Origin of the sequence: Streptomyces sp. NPDC020898 (assembly GCF_044333925.1) — a bacterium.
Taxonomy (GTDB): Bacteria; Actinomycetota; Actinomycetes; order Streptomycetales; family Streptomycetaceae; genus Streptomyces.
The window spans coordinates 444,303-461,958 of record NZ_JBIRRV010000006.1 but is presented as its reverse complement, the minus strand read 5'-3'; the positions used below and the strand labels follow the sequence as shown (position 1 = coordinate 461,958).

Here is a 17,656-nt window from a genome sequence, read left to right as displayed (position 1 = left end):
TTGACACCTCCCCGGGAGGCTCATAGCTTCCCGTTCTGAATCGTTTCATCACACCGTCGTTCCGCGTGCTGTTTCCCAGCAGTCGTTCCGACCCGATGTCACAGGAGTCCTGAAGTGACCGAGCTCAGCGCGGTGAAGGCCGCTCTCAAGACCCAGGCCATCGAAACGCCGTCGTGGGCGTATGGGAACTCCGGAACCCGCTTCAAGGTGTTCGCGCAGCCCGGCGTCCCCCGTGACCCCTTCGAAAAACTGGACGATGCCGCTCAGGTGCACGCCCTCACCGGTGTCGCGCCGACCGTGGCCATGCACATTCCGTGGGACAAGGTCGACGACTATGCGGCCCTGGCCAAGTACGCCCAGGAGCGCGGCCTGAAGCTGGGCGCGATCAACTCCAACACCTTCCAGGACGACGACTACAAGCTCGGCAGCATCTGTCACCCGGACGCGGTGGTGCGGCGCAAGGCGCTCGGCCATCTGCTCGAATGCGTCGACATCATGGATGCCACGGGGTCCAAGGACCTGAAGCTGTGGTTCGCCGACGGGACCAACTATCCCGGCCAGGACGACATCCGTGAGCGGCAGGACCGGCTCTCCGAGGCTCTGGCCGCGGTGTACGAGCGGCTGGGCGACGACCAGCGGATGCTCCTGGAGTACAAGTTCTTCGAGCCGGCCTTCTACACGACCGACGTCCCGGACTGGGGCACGGCGTACGCCCACTGCCTCAAGCTCGGCCCGAAGGCACAGGTCGTGGTCGACACCGGGCACCACGCCCCCGGTACCAACATCGAGTTCATCGTCGCCACGCTGCTGCGGGAGGGGAAGCTCGGCGCGTTCGACTTCAACTCGCGGTTCTACGCGGACGACGACCTGATGGTCGGCTCGGCGGACCCCTTCCAGCTGTTCCGGATCATGTACGAGGTGATCCGGGGCGGGGGGTTCGTGCCCGAGGTGGCGTTCATGCTGGACCAGTGCCACAACATCGAGGCGAAGATTCCGGCGATCATCCGGTCGGTGATGAATGTCCAGGAGGCGACGGGTAAGGCACTCCTTGTTGACAAGGACGCGTTGGCTGTTGCTCAGCGGTCCGGGGACGTCCTTGCCGCCAACGCGGTGTTGATGGACGCGTACAACACGGATGTCCGGCCGTTGCTGGCGGAGGTTCGCGAGGAGATGGGGTTGGATGCCGACCCGATCGCGGCGTATCACCGGTCCGGGTGGGCTTCGAAGATCGCGGCTGAGCGGGTTGGTGGGGAGCAGGCGGGGTGGGGGGCGTAGGTCCCCTGGGTTCCGTCTGCCTGGTTCGGTTCGGTGCAGGCTGCCGGTCCGTTGTGGCTTGTCGCGCAGTTCCCCGCGCCCCTGAAGAAGGGGCGCTCCTCTCACCCTCTCTCAAAATCGTCACGTAAGGATTGATCACGTCATGGCAACCCATCCTGAAGCCGCTGCTCTCATTGCTCGGTCTCGTCGGCTTGGTGCTGACGCCCGTAATACGAACTACGCGGGTGGCAATACGTCCGCCAAGGGGACCGACACCGATCCCGTCACCGGTGGTGATGTCGAGCTGATGTGGGTGAAGGGGTCCGGGGGTGACCTGGGCACCCTGACCGAGGGTGGGCTCGCCGTGCTGCGGCTGGACCGGCTGCACGCGCTCAAGGGTGTGTATCCGGGCGTGGAGCGTGAGGACGAGATGGTCGCCGCGTTCGACTACTGCCTGCACGGCAAGGGCGGGGCGGCTCCCTCGATCGACACCGCCATGCACGGGCTCGTCGACGCCGCGCACGTGGATCATCTGCACCCCGACTCCGGTATCGCGCTGGCCTGCGCGGCCGACGGGGAGAAGCTGACCGCAGAGTGTTTCGGGGACGCCGTGGTGTGGGTGCCGTGGCGGCGGCCCGGGTTCCAGCTCGGGCTGGACATCGCCGCCGTCAAGGCCGCCAACCCGCAGGCCATCGGGTGCATCCTCGGTGGGCACGGGATCACCGCCTGGGGTGACACCGCCGAGGAGTGCGAGCGCAACTCGCTGCACATCATCCGTACCGCCGAGGCGTTCCTCGCCGAGCGTGGCAAGGCGGAGCCGTTCGGCCCCGTGATCGAGGGGTACGCCCCTCTGGAGTCGGCGGAGCGCCGGGAGCGGGCCGCCGCGCTCGCCCCCTACGTCCGGGCCATCGCCTCGCAGGACAAGCCGCAGGTCGGGCACTTCACCGACGCGGACGTCGTGCTGGACTTCGTTTCGCGTGCCGAGCACCCTCGGCTGGCGGCCCTCGGTACCTCCTGCCCGGACCACTTCCTGCGGACCAAGGTCAGGCCGCTCGTCCTCGATCTGCCGGCGTCCGCCCCCCTCGACGAGGCGATCGCGCGGCTGAAGGAGCTGCACGCCGAGTACCGCGAGGAGTACGCCGCCTATTACGGGCGCAACGCGCTGCCCGACTCCCCCGCGATGCGCGGCGCCGACCCGGCGATCGTGCTCGTCCCGGGTGTCGGCATGTTCTCGTTCGGCAAGGACAAGCAGACCGCGCGGGTCGCCGGCGAGTTCTATGTGAACGCGATCAACGTGATGCACGGCGCCGAGGCGGTCTCGACGTACGCGCCGATCGAGGAGTCGGAGAAGTTCCGCATCGAGTACTGGGCCCTTGAGGAGGCCAAGCTCCAGCGGATGCCCAAGCCGAAGGCGCTGGCCACCCGGGTCGCTCTCGTCACCGGCGCGGGCAGCGGGATCGGCAAGGCCATCGCCGAGCGGCTGGTCGCCGAGGGCGCCTGTGTCGTCGTCGCCGATCTCAACGCGGAGAACGCCCAGGCTGTGGCCGAGGAGCTCGGTGGCCCGGACAAGGCCGTCGCCGTCACCGTGGACGTCACGTCCGAGGAGCAGATCGCCGAGGCGTTCCGGGCGGCCCTGCTGGCCTTCGGCGGGGTGGACCTCGTCGTCAACAACGCGGGGATCTCCATCTCCAAGCCGCTGCTGGAGACCTCGGCGCGCGACTGGGACCTGCAGCACGACATCATGGCGCGCGGTTCGTTCCTCGTCTCACGCGAGGCCGCGCGGGTCATGATCGCCCAGGAGCTGGGCGGCGACGTCGTCTACATCGCCTCCAAGAACGCCGTCTTCGCCGGCCCGAACAACATCGCCTACTCCGCCACCAAGGCCGACCAGGCGCATCAGGTGCGGCTGCTCGCCGCCGAGCTGGGCGAGCACGGCATCCGGGTCAACGGCATCAACCCCGACGGCGTCGTGCGCGGCTCCGGGATCTTCGCGGCCGGCTGGGGCGCCCAGCGTGCGGCGACCTACGGGATCGAGGAGGAGAAGCTCGGCGAGTTCTACGCCCAGCGGACCATCCTCAAGCGCGAGGTGCTGCCCGACCACGTCGCCAACGCCGTGTTCGCGCTGACCGGCGGCGAGCTCACGCACACCACCGGACTGCACATCCCGGTCGACGCCGGCGTCGCCGCCGCCTTCCTGCGATGAGCGTGACCGACGGGACCAAGTCGTACGCCGCGGTCGACCTCGGCGCGTCCAGTGGGCGCGTCATGGTCGGCCGGGTCGGGCCCGACACGCTGGAGCTGGCCGAGGCGCACCGGTTCGTCAACCGGCCCGTGCGGGTGCCCGAAGGGCTCCGCTGGGATGTCCTCTCCCTCTACGCCGGTGTCCTGGACGGGCTGCGGGCGGCCGGGCAGGTCGACTCCGTCGGCATCGACAGCTGGGCCGTGGACTACGGCCTGCTCGACGCCGACGGCGCCCTGCTCGGCAACCCGGTGCACTACCGCGACGCCCGCACCGAGGGCGTCGCGGAGAAGGTGTGGGCGTCCGTCCCGGCCACCGAGCTGTATGCGGCGACCGGGCTCCAGTACGCGCCCTTCAACACCCTGTACCAGCTGACGGCGGCTCGCGGCTCACGCCAACTGGCCGCCGCCGAGCGGCTGTTGCTCATCCCCGATCTGCTGACGTACTGGCTGACGGGCGAGGCGGGCACCGAGCTGACCAACGCGTCCACCACCCAGCTGATCGATCCCCGGACGCGCGACTGGTCGTACGACCTCGTGGAGCGTCTCGGTATCGACCTCTCGCTGTTCGCGCCGCTGCGGCAGCCCGGTGATCCGGCGGGCGTGCTGCGCGCCGAGGTGCTGGAGGAGACCGGGCTGACCGGGCCCGTGCCGGTGACCACGGTCGGGTCGCACGACACCGCCTCGGCGGTGGCGGCCGTGCCGGCTGCCGACGAGCGGTTCGCGTACATCTGCACCGGCACCTGGTCCCTGGCGGGCCTGGAGCTGGAGGCGCCCGTCCTCTCCGAGGAGAGCCGGGCCGCCAACTTCACCAACGAGCTGGGGCTCGACGGCACCGTCCGCTATCTGCGCAACATCATGGGTCTGTGGCTGCTCCAGGAGTGCGTACGCGCCTGGGGAAACCCGGAGCTTGGCTCGTTGCTGCGGGCGGCTGCCGAGGTGCCGGGGCTGCGGTCCGTGGTGGACGCCGGGGACGCCGGGTTCCTGGCGCCCGGGCGGATGCCGGAGCGGATCGCCGAGGCCTGCCGGGTCTCCGGGCAGCCGGTACCGCAGACGCAGGGCGAGATCACGCGCTGCATCCTCGACTCGCTCGCCCTCGCGCACCGGCGGGCGGTGGCGGACGCCCAGCGGCTCGCCGGGCACTGTGTCGACGTCGTGCACATCGTCGGGGGCGGGACGCGCAACGCCCTGCTGTGCCAGCTCACCGCCGACGCCTGCGGGCTGCCGGTGGTGGCGGGTCCGGCCGAGGCCGCCGCGCTCGGCAACGTCCTCGTCCAGGCCAGGGCCCACGGACTCGTCGGCGACCGTGCGGACATGCGCCGGCTGCTGACCCGTACCCAGCCTCTGGTGCGCTACGAGCCGCAGAGCTCCACCTCGGCCTGGCAGGCGGCCGAGGCCCGCATAGCAGGTCGATGACACGTGATCCACGCCCCAGCACAGGCGCCCCGAAGGGGCGCGGGGAACTGCGCGCCCCGCCACGGACGGCCCGCAGCTGTCGAACAGCATTTCCAGCCAAGCCAGCGCCACGTAAGGTGCACTCATCCGATGACCGACCCCGAGGAGCCGCGATGCGTGTCGCCCTGTTCCTGACCTGTGTCAACGACACGCTCTATCCGGACACGGGCCGCGCCGTGGTGAAACTGCTGACCAGGCTGGGCGTGGACGTCGACTTCCCGATGGCCCAGACCTGCTGCGGGCAGGCGCACTACAACACCGGATACCGGCACGAGGCCGAGCCGCTCGCCCGGCATTTCTCCGATGTATTCGGGGAGTACGAGGCGATCGTCACGCCCTCCGGGTCGTGCGGCGCGATGGTGCGTGAGCTGTATCCCCGGATGGGCGAGCGCGCCCGTGCCGAAGGGCGCGGGGACGGGCTGGCGGCCACACTGGCGCCGGTGGTCCCGAAGACGTACGAGCTGACGGAGTTCCTGGTGGACGTGCTGGGCGTGACGGACGTGGGCGCCTACTACCCGCACACCGTCACCTACCACCCGACGTGCCACGGGCTGCGCAGTCTCGGGCTCGCCGACCGACCGCGCAGGCTGCTCCAGGCCGTCAAGGGGCTGGAGCTGCGCGAGCTGCCGGGGGCAGACGAGTGCTGTGGGTTCGGCGGCACGTTCGCGCTGAAGAACTCCGATGTCTCGGCGGCGATGGGCGCCGACAAGGTGCGCAACGCCGAGTCCACGGGGGCGGAGGTGCTGTGCGCCGCCGACAACTCGTGTCTCATGCACATCGGCGGAACCATGACCCGCCTGAGCACCGGAATGCGGCCGGTGCACATCGCGGAGATCCTGGCGAGCACGGAAGAGGAGCCCCTGACATGAGCGGCGGAACGTTCGTCGGGATGCCGGCCTTCCCCAAGGCCGCGCACGAGGCGGTCAACAACCAGACCCTGCGCGGCAATCTGCGTCACGCCACCCACACCATCCGCGGCAAACGGGAGAAAGCCGTCGCCGAGATGTCCGACTGGGCTCAGTTGCGGGAGGCGGGCAAGCGGATCAAGGACCACACGCTCCGTCATCTCGACACGTATCTGGTCCAGCTGGAGGAGTCGGTCGTGGCGGCGGGCGGTGTCGTGCACTGGGCCGCCGACGCCGACGAGGCCAACCGGATCGTCGTCGACCTGGTGCGGATGACCGGTGAGTCGGAGGTCGTCAAGGTCAAGTCGATGGCCACGCAGGAGATCGGGCTGAACGAGGCCCTGGAGGCCGAGGGCATCGCGGCCTACGAGACCGATCTCGCCGAGCTGATCGTGCAGTTGGGCAAGGACCGGCCCTCGCACATCCTCGTCCCGGCGATCCACCGCAACCGGGGCGAGATCCGGGACATCTTCGCCCGCGAGATGAGCGAGTGGGGCCGCCCGGCCCCGGAAGGTCTCACCGACACGCCCGCCGAACTGGCCGAAGCGGCACGACTCCACCTCCGGGAGAAGTTCCTGCGCGCCAAGGTGGGCGTCTCCGGCGCCAACTTCATGGTCGCCGAGACGGGCACCCTGGTCGTGGTCGAGTCGGAGGGCAACGGGCGGATGTGCCTGACGCTGCCCGAGACGCTGATCTCGGTCGTCGGCATCGAGAAGATCGTGCCGACCTGGCGGGACCTGGAGGTCTTCCTCCAGACCCTCCCCCGCTCCTCGACCGCCGAGCGCATGAACCCGTACACGTCGACCTGGACCGGCACCACGGACGGCGACGGCCCGCAGACCTTCCACCTGGTCCTGATCGACAACGGCCGCACCGACACCCTCGCCGACGAGGTCGGCCGCCAGGCCCTGCGCTGCATCCGCTGCTCGGCCTGCCTCAACGTCTGCCCGGTGTACGAGCGGGCCGGCGGCCACGCCTACGGCTCCGTCTACCCCGGCCCGATCGGCGCCATCCTCAGCCCCCAACTCCGGGGCACCGCAAGCGAGATCGACGCCTCGCTCCCGTACGCCTCCTCGCTGTGCGGGGCCTGCTACGAGGTCTGCCCGGTCGCCATCGACATCCCCGAGGTGCTGGTGCACCTGCGGGAACGCGTCGTCCAGGGCGGGCCGGCCACCCGGGAGGGCATCAAGGTCGTCCTGAAGCCGGCGAAGGGCCACGCCGCCGAGCGGGCCGCGATGCGTGCCGCCCGCTGGGCGTTCAGCCACCCCGGTGCCCTGCGCACCGGACAGCGCGTCGCCTCCCGCACGCGCCGTTTCCATCCCCGCACCCTGCCCGGCCCCGGCAGGGCCTGGAGCGAGACGCGCGATCTGCCGACCGTACCGGCGGAGCCGTTCCGCGACTGGTGGCAGCGCACCCACGGCGGAAAGGACACCACCAAGTGAACAGCCGCGACCTGATCCTGGGCCGGGTGCGCCGCGCCCTCACCGATGTCCCCCGGGACGACACGCCGTACGAGCAGGCCGTGGACCGCGACTATCTGCGCGAGCACGGAAACCGCAGCGTCGAGGAGACGGTCGAACTCCTCGCCGAGAACCTCGCGGACTACCGGGCGCTCGTGCACCGCTGCACCGCCGACGAGCTTCCGGCGCTGCTCGCCCGTGTGCTCGCCGGACACGGCTCGACCTCCGTGGTCGTGCCGTCGGGCCTGGACGAGCGATGGCTGGCGGCCACCGACGTCGTACGGGTCCCGGACCGGGGTGAGAGCACACCGGACGACCTGGACCGCGTGGACAGTGTCGTGACGGCCTGCGCGCTCGCGATCGCCGAGACCGGCACCATCGTCCTGGACGGCGGCCCGGACCAGGGCAGACGCCGGATCACCCTGGTCCCCGACCACCACATCTGTGTCGTGCGCGTGCCCGGCCAGGTCGTCTCCTCGGTGCCGCAGGCCATGGACCGCGTCGATCCGGCCCGCCCGTTGACCTGGATCTCCGGCCCTTCCGCGACCAGCGACATCGAGCTGGACCGGGTCGAGGGGGTGCACGGTCCGCGCACCCTGGAGGTGGTCCTGGTGAGCGGGGAGTGATCGGGGAGTGGGCGGTGCGTCCTAGGACCTTCCGAGGACTCTCCCCGGACCTGTCCGGCTGATCAGGATGCCTTGCCCGTCCTGCCGGCCGAATCGCGGCCCAGGATGCCGAAGGCCCACCGCTCGTTGAAGCCGGCCACGAACCCGATGGCGCACCAGAAGCCCCAGAACTCGGTGCCCTTGGCCGCCGAGCCGGTGGCTCCCGGCGACGGGCAGACGTCGACCGTGGTGGCCGGCAGCTCGAAGACGGGCACGATGCCGCCGCTGAGCAGGAAGTAGACGGCGAGGGCCAGCACTCAGCCGACGACGACCCGGTACAGGCGCTCCTGCCGCATTCCGCGGGCCATCTGGCCCGGAACGACCACGCCCTCGCGCCCGTTGGTCTGCCGGCGCCAACTGCTCCGCCGTGCCCCGCAGTCGCACCAGCACGCTGAACACCGCCCCGAACGCGCCGACTCCGCCGCACACGAAGGCCCCCAACAGGCTCCAGAGCAGCGGTACCGCGAGCAGCACCACGCTGACGGCGGCGCCCAGGCCGAGCCCGAAGTCGAGGCCCCGACTGACGGCCGTTCCGCTGTCCATGAAAGACACGTACTGGCGTCGCCCCCGCCGGTGAACCCGCCCTACCGCACCGAACAGGTCACAAACGTCACGAACCGGTCACCGCACCGGGTCGCAGGGGTGTCGCTGAGTACACCCCGCGATACGGGTTCTGCGCCCCATGTGGCCCGGCCGCCGTCTCCGTAGCGTCGTGAGCACAGGTTCTCCGGCACTCCGGCAGAGGGTGATGACGAGATGGTTCGCTCAGGCGCACGACGGACGCACGACAAGGGGCCCGCCGCGGAGGCGCTGCGGCTGGTCAAGGTGAGCAGGACGTACGGGAGCGAGGACAGCGCGGTGCGGGCGCTGGACGGGGTGACGCTCAGCCTTGCGCGGGGCACGTTCACCGCAGTCATGGGGCCGTCGGGCTCCGGGAAGTCCACGCTGTTGCAGTGCGCGGCCGGGCTCGACCGGCCGGACGGCGGGATCGTGATGGTCGACGGTACGGAGCTGACGGGCGACGGCGAGGCCGCGCTGACGAGGTTCAGGCGGCGCCGGATCGGCTTCGTGTTCCAGCAGTACAACCTGCTGGAGACGCTGACCGTCGCCCAGAACACGATCCTGCCGCTCAAGCTGGCCGGCCGGCGCGTCGATCGCGGACGCGTCCAGGAGATCCTGACGGCCGTAGGTCTCGGCGACCGGCTCGGCCACCGCCCCGACCAGCTGTCCGGCGGGCAGCGGCAGCGCGTGGCGATCGCCCGTGCACTGGTCGCCGAGCCCCGGGTGATCTTCGCGGACGAGCCGACGGGCGCCCTGGACTCACGCAGCGCGCGGGACGTGCTGCGGCTGCTCCAGGAGACGGTACGGGTGCACGGCAGGACGGTCGTCATGGTGACGCACGACCCGGTGGCCGCCTCGTACGCGGACTCCGTGGTCTTCCTCGCGGACGGGCGGCTCGCGGGCCGGATGAACGCGCCGACCGCCGACGCGGTGGCCGAGCGCCTGGCACACCTGGGCGACGACGCGCCGGCGGGGGTGTGAGCCATGACCATGTTCATGCTCGCCATGAGGTCCGTGCGGCAGCGCCCCGGACAGTTCGCGTCGACACTGCTCGCCGCCTTCCTGGGCGCGACGGTGCTCATGACCTTCAACTCGCTGCACGACACGGCCGGCCAGCCGGGCGTGGACTCCGTGAGCGCGGAAACCCTGTCCACGGCGGCGGGCGTGGTCGGCGGTTACGGCACCCTCCTGGTGTTCTTCGCCGTCGCCTCGACCCTGACCGTGAACGTCCGCCGGCGTTCGGCCGAGCTGGAGCTGCTGCGCTGCTCGGGGGCGACTCCGGCGCAGCTCAAGCGGATGGTGGTGGGTGAGGCGGCGGCGGTCGCTCTGGTGGGCGCGGTGGCGGCGATCGGTGCGGCGAAGCTCGGCGGCCGGGCGCTGCTGGACATGTTCCAGGACACCGGCCAGGTCTCCCGGTCCGTCGACCACGCCTTCGGTTCCGTCGCGCTGATGTCGGGCGTCACCATCACCCTGCTCGCCTCGGCGGGCGCCGCGTTCCTGGCCGTACGGCGGGCCACGCGCCGAAGCCAACCGCGGGGCCGGGCACGGAAGTTCGCCGCGTACGCGGCTCTGGTCGCGGGCGGCCTCGCGGTCTGCTCCACGTACGCCTTCTCGGCGACGGACGCGGCGCTGATGGCGGCTCCGGCGTACGGGGCGATCCTGCTCTCCGTGGGCTGCGCGCTGCTGTCGCCGCGGCTGCTGAAGGGGGTGCTCGACCGGTTGCCGATGACGGGCGCGAGCGGCTGGCTGGCCGTGCGGAACCTGCGCGAGCGGGCCGATCACCTCTCGGGGATCCTGATGTCGCTGATGCTCTTCACGGCGGTCTCGACGGCGACGCTCTACATGCAGGCCGTGGAGAGCGCCGCGATCGAGGCATCAGGGGTGCGGAAGTCGGTCGAGGCGAAGAACCTCGAAACGCTCAACCTCACGGTCGTCGGCATCATCGTGGTCTTCGTGTGCGTGATGCTGGTCAACTCCCTCTACGCCGAAACGACGTACCGGGCGCGGGAGTTCGGGCAGCAGCGCCTCGCGGGCGCGACCCCCGGACAGGTCCTGGGCACGGTCGGCGTCGAGGGCGCGATCCTGACGGCGACGGGGGTCTTCTTCGGTACGGCGGCAGGGCTGGCGGGGATCATCCCGTTCACAACGGTCCGTACGGACTCGGTGCTGCCGGGGCAGGGGCTCGGCATCTGGGTGGCGATCGTCGCGGTGGCGGTGGCGGCGACGCTGGGGACGAGCCTGCTCACGGCGCGGCGGGTGCTGCGGACGCCTGCGGTGGGGGCGGTGTCACTGGCCGCGTGAACCCGGAAACCGATCGGTTCACACGTGACACGAGCGGTGAACAAGCGCTTAGATAGTAGGTCCGAACTCATTGCGCCGGCTCTGGAGGCCCCGTTGTTCACATCCGTCGACGACGTCTCCGCACGCCTCGCCGAGACCGGATACCTGGCCTCCCCCGCCGTCGCCACCACGGTCTTCCTGGCCGACCGCCTCGGCAAGCCGCTCCTCGTGGAGGGCCCGGCGGGCGTCGGCAAGACCGAGCTGGCCAAGGCCGTCGCCCAGGTCGCCGGAGCCGACCTGATCCGCCTCCAGTGCTACGAGGGCGTCGACGAGGCACGGGCGCTGTACGAGTGGAACCACGCCAAGCAGCTCCTGCGCATCAGCGCCGGACGCGACGAGACGTGGGACGCGACCCGCACGGACATCTTCAGCGAGGAGTTCCTGCTCCCCCGCCCCCTGTTGACCGCCATACGCGGCGATCAGCCCAAGGTGCTGCTCATCGACGAGACCGACAAGGCGGACGTCGAGGTGGAGGGCCTGCTGCTCGAGGTGCTCTCCGACTTCCAGATCACGGTCCCGGAACTGGGCACGATCACCGCGACCCGGCGCCCCTTCGTCGTCCTCACCTCCAACGCCAGCCGCGAGCTGTCCGAGGCCCTGCGCCGCCGCTGTCTCTTCCTCCATATCGGCTTCCCCGACGCCGAGTTGGAGCGTCGCATCGTACGGCTGAAGGTGCCGGAGCTCGACGCGGCGCTGGCCGAGTCGGTCGTACGGGTGGTGGGCGCGCTGCGCGCGATGGACCTGCGGAAGCTGCCGTCGGTCGCCGAGACCATCGACTGGGCCCGCACCCTGCTGGCCCTGGGGGCCGACGCCCTCGACGAGACGGTCGTACGGGACAGTCTGGGCGTCCTCCTCAAGCACCAGGACGACGTCCTCAAGGCGAGCGCCAAGCTGGACCTGGACGCGATGTGAACGACAGTGCCGTGGTCGCGGAACGGCTGACCGGGCTCGTCGGGGCGCTGCGCTCGCACGGCGTCCGGATCGGCACCGGGGAGACGGTGGACGCGGCCCGGGCGGTGGCCGTACTCGGCTTCGCGGACCGGGAGTTGCTGCGCGAGGGGCTGGCCGCCACGCTGCTGCACGGCACGGGCCAGCGCCCGGTGTTCGACCCGGTCTTCGACCTGTACTTCCCCCGGGGTGTCGGGGCGCCCGGGACGGAGCCCGCGGAGCGGGACGAGCTGCGCGACCGGCTCGCCGCCGCGCTGGCCGCGGACGACCAGGCGCTGCTTGCCCAGCTGGCCGCCGAGGCGGTCGACGGTCTCGGCGGCTACGGCTCCTCGCCGGGCGCGGACGGCTGGTCCTCGTACCAGACGCTCGACCGGCTCCGGCCGCAGACGCTGCTGGCCCGGGTGCGCGCGAGCATGCGCGAGGAGGGCGGGGAGACGGGGTTCGCCGACCGGCTGCTCGACGACGAGATCCGGCGGCGGATCGAGGAGTTCCGGCGGCTGGTCGGCGCGGAGGCGCGGCGCCGGGTGGCCGAGCGGCGCGGCCGGGACGAGATCGCCCGGCGGGCGGTGGCGCCGACCGCCGACCGGGTCGACTTCCTGCTCGCCGGACGGGCCCAACTGGCCGAGCTGCGCAGGACGGTTCAGCCGCTCGCACGCAAACTGGCCACCCGGCTGGCCGCGCGCCGCCGCAAGGCCGCACGCGGCACCATCGACCTGCGGCGCACGGTGCGCGGGTCGCTGTCGACGGGCGGGGTGCCGATGCGCCCCGTGCTGCGCCGGCGCCGGCCCGCCCGGCCCGAACTGGTGCTGTTGTGCGATGTGTCGGGCTCCGTGGCCGGCTTCTCGGACTTCACGATGCTGCTGGTGCAGGCGCTGCACGACCAGTTCAGCAAGGTCCGTGTGTTCGCCTTCGTCAATCGCGTGGACGAGGTGACCAGCCTCCTCGTGCATGGCGCCGCCGACCCCGAGGGACTGGGCGCCCGTATCCGCGCGGAGGCGACCCTGACGGGCTGGCACGGCAGCAGCGACTACGGCGTCGCCCTGGGCGAGTTCAGGGAGCGGTACGCCGACGCCGTCGGCCCCCGGACGACCGTGTTCGTGCTCGGCGACGCCCGTACCAACATGAGCGACCCGAACCTTCCGGCGGTACGGCATCTCGCCGAACGGGCCCGTCACGTCTACTGGTTGAACCCCGAGGGACGGTCCCAGTGGGGTACGGGTGACTCGGCGGCGCCCGCGTACGCCGAGCTGGTGGAGATGCGCGAGTGCCGCAACGCCCGCCAACTCGGCGCGCTGATCACCCGGTTGCTGCCGGTGTGACGGCGCCGACGCGCCTCGGGGTGAGGCCGGTCGAACCCCTACGGGACGAATACGGCTTTTCCCTGATACCCCCGCCCGCGGCGCTCCCCTACGCTCGCGAGTAGTGCCGGACGGCCGTGTGGCCGTGCACCAGGTGCGCGAGGGGGACGAGATGAAGGCAGTGGCTCAGGACCGGTACGGTTCGGCGGACGTGCTGGCGGTCAAAGACGTCGGCAAACCGGTGCCCACGGCGACACAGGTGCTGGTGCGGGTACACGCCGCCGCCGTCAACGCACTCGACTGGCACTTCATGCACGGCGACCCGAAAATCATGCGGCCGATGTTCGGGCTGACGCGGCCGAGGGTGAGGATCCGGGGCCGGGACTTCGCCGGTGTGGTCGAGGCGGTCGGCAGCGAGGTCAAGGACCTCCACCCCGGTGACGAGGTGTTCGGCGAGGCGGACGGCTCCTTCGCGGAGTACGTGTGCGCTCCCGGGGACACGGTGGCCCGCAAACCCGCCGGGCTCACCTTCGAGCAGGCCGCGGCGATACCGGTGGCCGCCAACACCGCCCTCATCGGCCTGCGCGACCTGGCGAAGGTGGAGCCGGGCCAGGCAGTGCTGATCAACGGTGCGTCGGGCGGCGTGGGCACCTTCGCCGTGCAGCTGGCCAAGGCGTACGGCGCGGAGGTGACCGCCGTGTGCCGCGCCCGGAACGTGGAGATGGTCAGGTCACTCGGCGCCGACCACGTCGTCGACTACACCCAGGAGGACTTCACCCTCGGCCGGAAGCGGTACGACGTCGTGCTCGACCTGGTCGGAAACCACTCACTGGGCGCGTTCCGGCGCGTGCTGACGCCCACCGGCACCCTCCTGCTGTCCGGCGGCGGGGTGTACGACGGCGGCAGCCTCGTCGGCCCCATGGCACTGTTCGTCAGGCGGAAGCTGGTGGCGCCCTTCGTCCGGCAGCGGCTCCTCGAACTCCCGGCGGTGGCAAGCCGGCAGAACCTCACAGCACTGTCCGAACTGGCGGAAGCGGGGAAGATAACCCCGGTCATCGACCGTACGTACACGCTGAGCGAGGTCCCCGAGGCCATGCGGTACGTCGTGAAGGAGCATGCGCGGGCGAAGGTCGTCATCACGGTCTGAGGCGCTCTGACGTCATCCCTGACAGGGGATGCGCTCTGTCAGCTTCCCGGTGCCTTCGCGTACTCCTGTGCCATGCCTCCGGCGAAGTCGTACACGATGCACTGTTCGTCGCCGACGACCCACGCGTCGTGTCCGGACGGACACACGAAGACGTCGCCGGGACCCACTTCGCCCTCGCCGCCGTCGTCCATGCGGATGTGCATCCTGCCCTGCACGATGTAACCGTTGTGGTGGATCTCGCAGCTCTCCGTGCCCGCGATGGGTGCGACGGACTCCGACCAGCGCCAGCCCGGTTCGAAGGTTCCCACGGCGAAGTCGAGCCCCGTGAGGTGTACGGCTTCGAGGTGTCCCTTGGGGAAATCGCGCCGCTCGTCCGGCTTCTCGACCGTCTTGATCTCCAGCATGTCGACTGCCTCCCATCCCCCCGCCATGACTGTTCGGTCCCCCACCACTCCATCGTCCGCCCGGCAAGCCGGGGCCGCCATCCGAGTTCAGAGTTCGAAGGTCACGAAGCCGTCCTCCGCGTCGGGCTCCGGTGCCGTCACCGTGTAGCCGAAGGTGTCCTTGAGGGAGCTGACGTCCCACGGCGCGGCGCGGTCGCGGTAGAGGATCCGGGACAAGGCGACGTCGTCGGGGTGGTTGTGCCGGGCGCCGCTGGTGGAGATCACATAGCGGTCGCAGTCGAGGAGGTCGAGCAGATCGTTGGAGATGTTGCGGCCGCTGCCGTGGTGGGCGACCTTCAGGACGTCGACGTGGAGCCGCCCGCCGGCCGCCTCGGAGCGGGGGCGTATCGACTTGACGAGCCGGCGGTCGTCCGCGTCGCCATCGACGAGAGACGCACGCCCTACCGCGAGTACCTCGTCACGCCGGGCGAGAAGCCCGCTGCCGGACGGGGTCGAGCAGGTGTGGTTCGCGGAAGTGCATTCGGACATCGGCGGCACCTTCGAGGACGACCACCATCTCGCCACCGTCGCCCCCAAGTGGGTCGTGGACGGTGCCCTGGCCCCCGAGGGCAAGGGCCTCCTGCTGAAGCCCGGTGCGTACCGGCGCGAGGTGACCGTCGGTCCCGAGCACGCACTGGGAAAGGTGCACCGGATGGGCTGGGTCTGGGCCCTGCTGAGCTACCGGCGCCGCCGGTTGCCCCCGCGCTCCCGGGTCCACACGAGCGTCCGCGCCCGCGTGGACGAGGACCAGGACTACGGATCACGCGTCCCGAAGACGGCGACCTGGGCGGACGAGGACTGGCTCACCGCCCGGGGCTGACCGCGACAAGTGAGGTCAGGTCAGGTCCAGTACGCCCCTGCGCACGGCCTCCGACACCGCCGCCGCCCTGTTGTCGACCTTGAACTTGCGGTAGACGCGCACGAGATGCGTCTTGACGGTGGCCTCGCTGAGGAACAGCGCCTCGGCGATGGCCCGGTTGCTGCGCCCCTCGGCCAGCAGCCGTACGACCTCGACCTCGCGCCCGCTCAACTCGTGCTCCGGGCTGAACACCTGGCCGACGAGCTCCCCGACGATCTCCGGTGCCAGCCCCAGCGCCCCGGCGGCGGCCCCGCGTACCGCGCGGAACAGTTCCTCGGGCGGGCCCGCCTTGAGCACGTAGCCCCGGGCGCCCGCCTCCAACGCCCGCACCACATCGGCACGTCCGGAATAACTGGTCAGCATCACCACCGCCACGCCGGGTGCCGCGGCGGAGAGCCGACGCGTCGCCTCGATCCCGTCGATCCCGCCCCCCGGACTCCCGAACCGAAGGTCCATCAGGGCGATGTCGGGCATCGTCCGGGCGACCAGCCGGACGGCTTCCTCACCGCTGCCGGCCTCGGCGATCACCTCGAGGTCGGGTTCGCCTTCCAGGAGCGCGCGCAGGCCGGCCCGTACGACGGCGTGGTCGTCCGCGACCAGGACACGGAGCGGCGGCCCGGTCGCGCCGGGCGGTTCTGTGGTCATCCGGCGGTCGCCGCGGGAACGGAGGCGGCGGGCTGCGGCCGGGGCCGCGCGGAGACCGTGGCCCGGACGCGGGTGCCCCGGCCCGGCACGCCGCTGATGTCGAGGTCGCCGCCGAACTCGCGCAGCCGGGCACGGGCCGCGGGCAGTCCGAAGCCACGGCCCGGGCGACGTGCCGTGCGTGCGAAGGCCTCGGCCGGGTCGAACCCGACGCCGTCGTCACTGACTTCGAGGTCCACGTGGTCCGGCTGCCGGCTGAGGGTGACCCGCACGTTCACCGCGTGGGCGTGTTCGCGTACGTTCGCCAGCGTGCTCTGCGCGACGCGGAACAGGGTGGTGGCGGCGTGTTCGTCGAGGACGGGCTGAGGGTCGCCGACCGCCTGGAACCGTATCCGGGCCGCCGTACCGTCGGCCTCGGAGCGCGCGCACAGGACCCGCAGCGCGCCTTCGAGGCCGGTCTCGGCGACGGTGGACGGGGTGAGGTCCTTGATCATGCGGCGGGTCTCGGTGAGGTTGGTGCTCAGCCCGTCGGCCACGGCGCGCACGCGGGTGCGTGCCACGTCGGGGCGGTGCTCCCAGTCGCGTTCGGCGGCCTGGAGCAGCATCAGCCCGCCGGCGAGTTCCTGGGCGAGCGTGTCGTGCAGATCGCGGGCGATACGCGTCCGCTCCGCCAGCACGCCCGCCCGGCGCTGCTGCCGCGCGACGAGGTCACGGGTGTCACGCAGTTCCTCGACCAGGCGCCGGCGCACCTCGGCGTCCCGCTGCTGGGAACGGTAGAGGGCGACGGTTCCCCAGACGGCCGCCATGGGCACCAGGGTGGCGTCCGGCCCGAACCGGCCGTTGGCCCCGAGCAGCGTCGTGACGAGGACGACGGTGATCACGGCCAGGACGACCGTCGCGGACCGGCGGCCGAGCACCCGCTGCGCGGCACACGCCAAGGGCACGGCGCACCACACGTAGGAGGGCCTCAACTGCACCGGAGCGAGGAAGAGGAGGACTCCCCACAACAGGAGCAGCAGCGGAACCCAGGCCGCCCGCCCGCCCGCCCCGAGCCGGTCCCACAGCACCAGTCCGCCCACATAGGCGAGCGCCAGCAGCCCGCTGGCGCTCGCGATGTACCAGCACAGCGGGCTGTTGAGCCAGGCGAGTTGCAGGAGCGCGGACGCGACGATGACGAAGAACGTCAGATGCGACACGTGTTCCAGCGTGGGCCGATGACCGCGCCCCGTCAGCGGTGTACGGACGCGGACACGGTCGAGCACGGCAGATCCCCTTGGGCGGACTGATCCAATCGAACAGAGCCCCGATCCTATCGACCGCCTGTATGACCTATGTGAAGAGACGGATAAGCCTGATGATCCCGGTGCGCAACCGCGCCCCTTCAGGGGCGCGGGGACTGCGCGACAAGCCCCCACGGGCCCGCGGCAAAAGAACCACCCAA

At 71.1% G+C, this 17,656-nt stretch carries 17 protein-coding genes; 12 read left to right on the top strand and 5 right to left on the bottom strand.

The genetic code is table 11. From position 1 onward, the window contains the following. Window positions 1-114: 114 nt before the first annotated feature. From rhaI to ACH4TV_RS21915, 6 genes are all read left to right on the top strand, one after another. Window positions 115-1,275 (top strand): L-rhamnose isomerase, encoded by a 1,161-nt coding sequence (gene rhaI / locus ACH4TV_RS21940; RefSeq protein WP_398400507.1) that lies wholly within the window; start codon window positions 115-117, stop codon window positions 1,273-1,275. A gap of 142 nt (window positions 1,276-1,417) precedes the next feature. After that, a complete protein-coding gene (locus tag ACH4TV_RS21935) occupies window positions 1,418-3,457 on the top strand; it encodes a bifunctional aldolase/short-chain dehydrogenase (RefSeq protein ID WP_398400505.1) in 2,040 nt (679 codons plus the stop codon). Beyond that, window positions 3,454-4,908, top strand: coding sequence for a rhamnulokinase family protein (locus tag ACH4TV_RS21930; protein ID WP_398400503.1), 1,455 nt, complete (start codon window positions 3,454-3,456; stop codon window positions 4,906-4,908). The genes ACH4TV_RS21935 and ACH4TV_RS21930 overlap by 4 nt, the downstream gene beginning before the upstream one ends. A gap of 152 nt (window positions 4,909-5,060) precedes the next feature. Beyond that, window positions 5,061-5,816 (top strand): (Fe-S)-binding protein, encoded by a 756-nt coding sequence (locus ACH4TV_RS21925; protein ID WP_398400501.1) that lies wholly within the window; start codon window positions 5,061-5,063, stop codon window positions 5,814-5,816. After that, the gene (locus tag ACH4TV_RS21920) at window positions 5,813-7,294 is read left to right on the top strand and encodes a LutB/LldF family L-lactate oxidation iron-sulfur protein (protein WP_398400499.1); all 1,482 of its coding nucleotides are present in this window, start codon (window positions 5,813-5,815) and stop codon (window positions 7,292-7,294) included. Before ACH4TV_RS21925 ends, ACH4TV_RS21920 begins: the two co-directional genes overlap by 4 nt. After that, complete coding sequence (locus ACH4TV_RS21915) at window positions 7,291-7,938, top strand: lactate utilization protein C (RefSeq protein WP_398400497.1); 648 nt, start codon at window positions 7,291-7,293, stop codon at window positions 7,936-7,938. Before ACH4TV_RS21920 ends, ACH4TV_RS21915 begins: the two co-directional genes overlap by 4 nt. Window positions 7,939-8,000: 62 nt before the next feature. Here the strand turns inward: ACH4TV_RS21915 and ACH4TV_RS21910 are convergent, their stop codons facing one another. Then, entirely contained in the window at window positions 8,001-8,234 is a 234-nt protein-coding gene (locus ACH4TV_RS21910) for a hypothetical protein (RefSeq protein WP_398400495.1), read from the bottom strand. Window positions 8,235-8,733: 499 nt separating this feature from the next. Here ACH4TV_RS21910 and ACH4TV_RS21905 point away from each other — a divergent pair, with 499 nt between their 5' ends. The 5 genes from ACH4TV_RS21905 to ACH4TV_RS21885 all read left to right on the top strand — a co-directional run bounded on the left by ACH4TV_RS21905 (window position 8,734) and on the right by ACH4TV_RS21885 (window position 14,271). Beyond that, a complete protein-coding gene (locus ACH4TV_RS21905) occupies window positions 8,734-9,519 on the top strand; it encodes an ABC transporter ATP-binding protein (protein ID WP_398400493.1) in 786 nt (261 codons plus the stop codon). Window positions 9,520-9,528: 9 nt separating this feature from the next. Further along, on the top strand, window positions 9,529-10,839 hold the full coding sequence (locus ACH4TV_RS21900; RefSeq protein WP_398400743.1) for an FtsX-like permease family protein: 1,311 nt from the start codon (window positions 9,529-9,531) through the stop codon (window positions 10,837-10,839). A 93-nt stretch (window positions 10,840-10,932) separates the two neighbouring features. Beyond that, window positions 10,933-11,790 carry an AAA family ATPase gene (locus ACH4TV_RS21895; RefSeq protein ID WP_398400491.1) on the top strand — a complete coding sequence of 286 codons (858 nt, stop codon included), beginning with the start codon at window positions 10,933-10,935 and terminating at the stop codon, window positions 11,788-11,790. After that, on the top strand, window positions 11,787-13,145 hold the full coding sequence (locus ACH4TV_RS21890) for a VWA domain-containing protein (RefSeq protein ID WP_398400489.1): 1,359 nt from the start codon (window positions 11,787-11,789) through the stop codon (window positions 13,143-13,145). Before ACH4TV_RS21895 ends, ACH4TV_RS21890 begins: the two co-directional genes overlap by 4 nt. Window positions 13,146-13,296: 151 nt before the next feature. Beyond that, on the top strand, window positions 13,297-14,271 hold the full coding sequence (locus tag ACH4TV_RS21885; RefSeq protein WP_398400741.1) for an NAD(P)-dependent alcohol dehydrogenase: 975 nt from the start codon (window positions 13,297-13,299) through the stop codon (window positions 14,269-14,271). A 38-nt stretch (window positions 14,272-14,309) separates the two neighbouring features. Here ACH4TV_RS21885 and ACH4TV_RS21880 read toward each other — a convergent pair whose 3' ends face one another. Both ACH4TV_RS21880 and ACH4TV_RS21875 read right to left on the bottom strand, forming a co-directional pair. Further along, the gene (locus ACH4TV_RS21880) at window positions 14,310-14,675 is read right to left on the bottom strand and encodes a cupin domain-containing protein (protein WP_398400488.1); all 366 of its coding nucleotides are present in this window, start codon (window positions 14,673-14,675) and stop codon (window positions 14,310-14,312) included. Window positions 14,676-14,762: 87 nt separating this feature from the next. Next, window positions 14,763-15,203 (bottom strand): hypothetical protein, encoded by a 441-nt coding sequence (locus ACH4TV_RS21875; protein ID WP_398400486.1) that lies wholly within the window; start codon window positions 15,201-15,203, stop codon window positions 14,763-14,765. Here ACH4TV_RS21875 and ACH4TV_RS21870 point away from each other — a divergent pair. Continuing rightward, the gene (locus ACH4TV_RS21870; protein WP_398400484.1) at window positions 15,190-15,534 is read left to right on the top strand and encodes a hypothetical protein; all 345 of its coding nucleotides are present in this window, start codon (window positions 15,190-15,192) and stop codon (window positions 15,532-15,534) included. The two genes, ACH4TV_RS21875 and ACH4TV_RS21870, sit on opposite strands and share 14 nt — an antisense overlap. 15 nt (window positions 15,535-15,549) lie before the next feature. Here the strand turns inward: ACH4TV_RS21870 and ACH4TV_RS21865 are convergent, their stop codons facing one another. Further along, window positions 15,550-16,218 (bottom strand): response regulator, encoded by a 669-nt coding sequence (locus tag ACH4TV_RS21865; RefSeq protein ID WP_398400482.1) that lies wholly within the window; start codon window positions 16,216-16,218, stop codon window positions 15,550-15,552. After that, window positions 16,215-17,477, bottom strand: a complete 1,263-nt coding sequence (locus tag ACH4TV_RS21860) for a sensor histidine kinase (protein ID WP_398400480.1) — start codon at window positions 17,475-17,477, stop codon at window positions 16,215-16,217. The genes ACH4TV_RS21865 and ACH4TV_RS21860 overlap by 4 nt, the downstream gene beginning before the upstream one ends. Window positions 17,478-17,656: the final 179 nt, after the last annotated feature.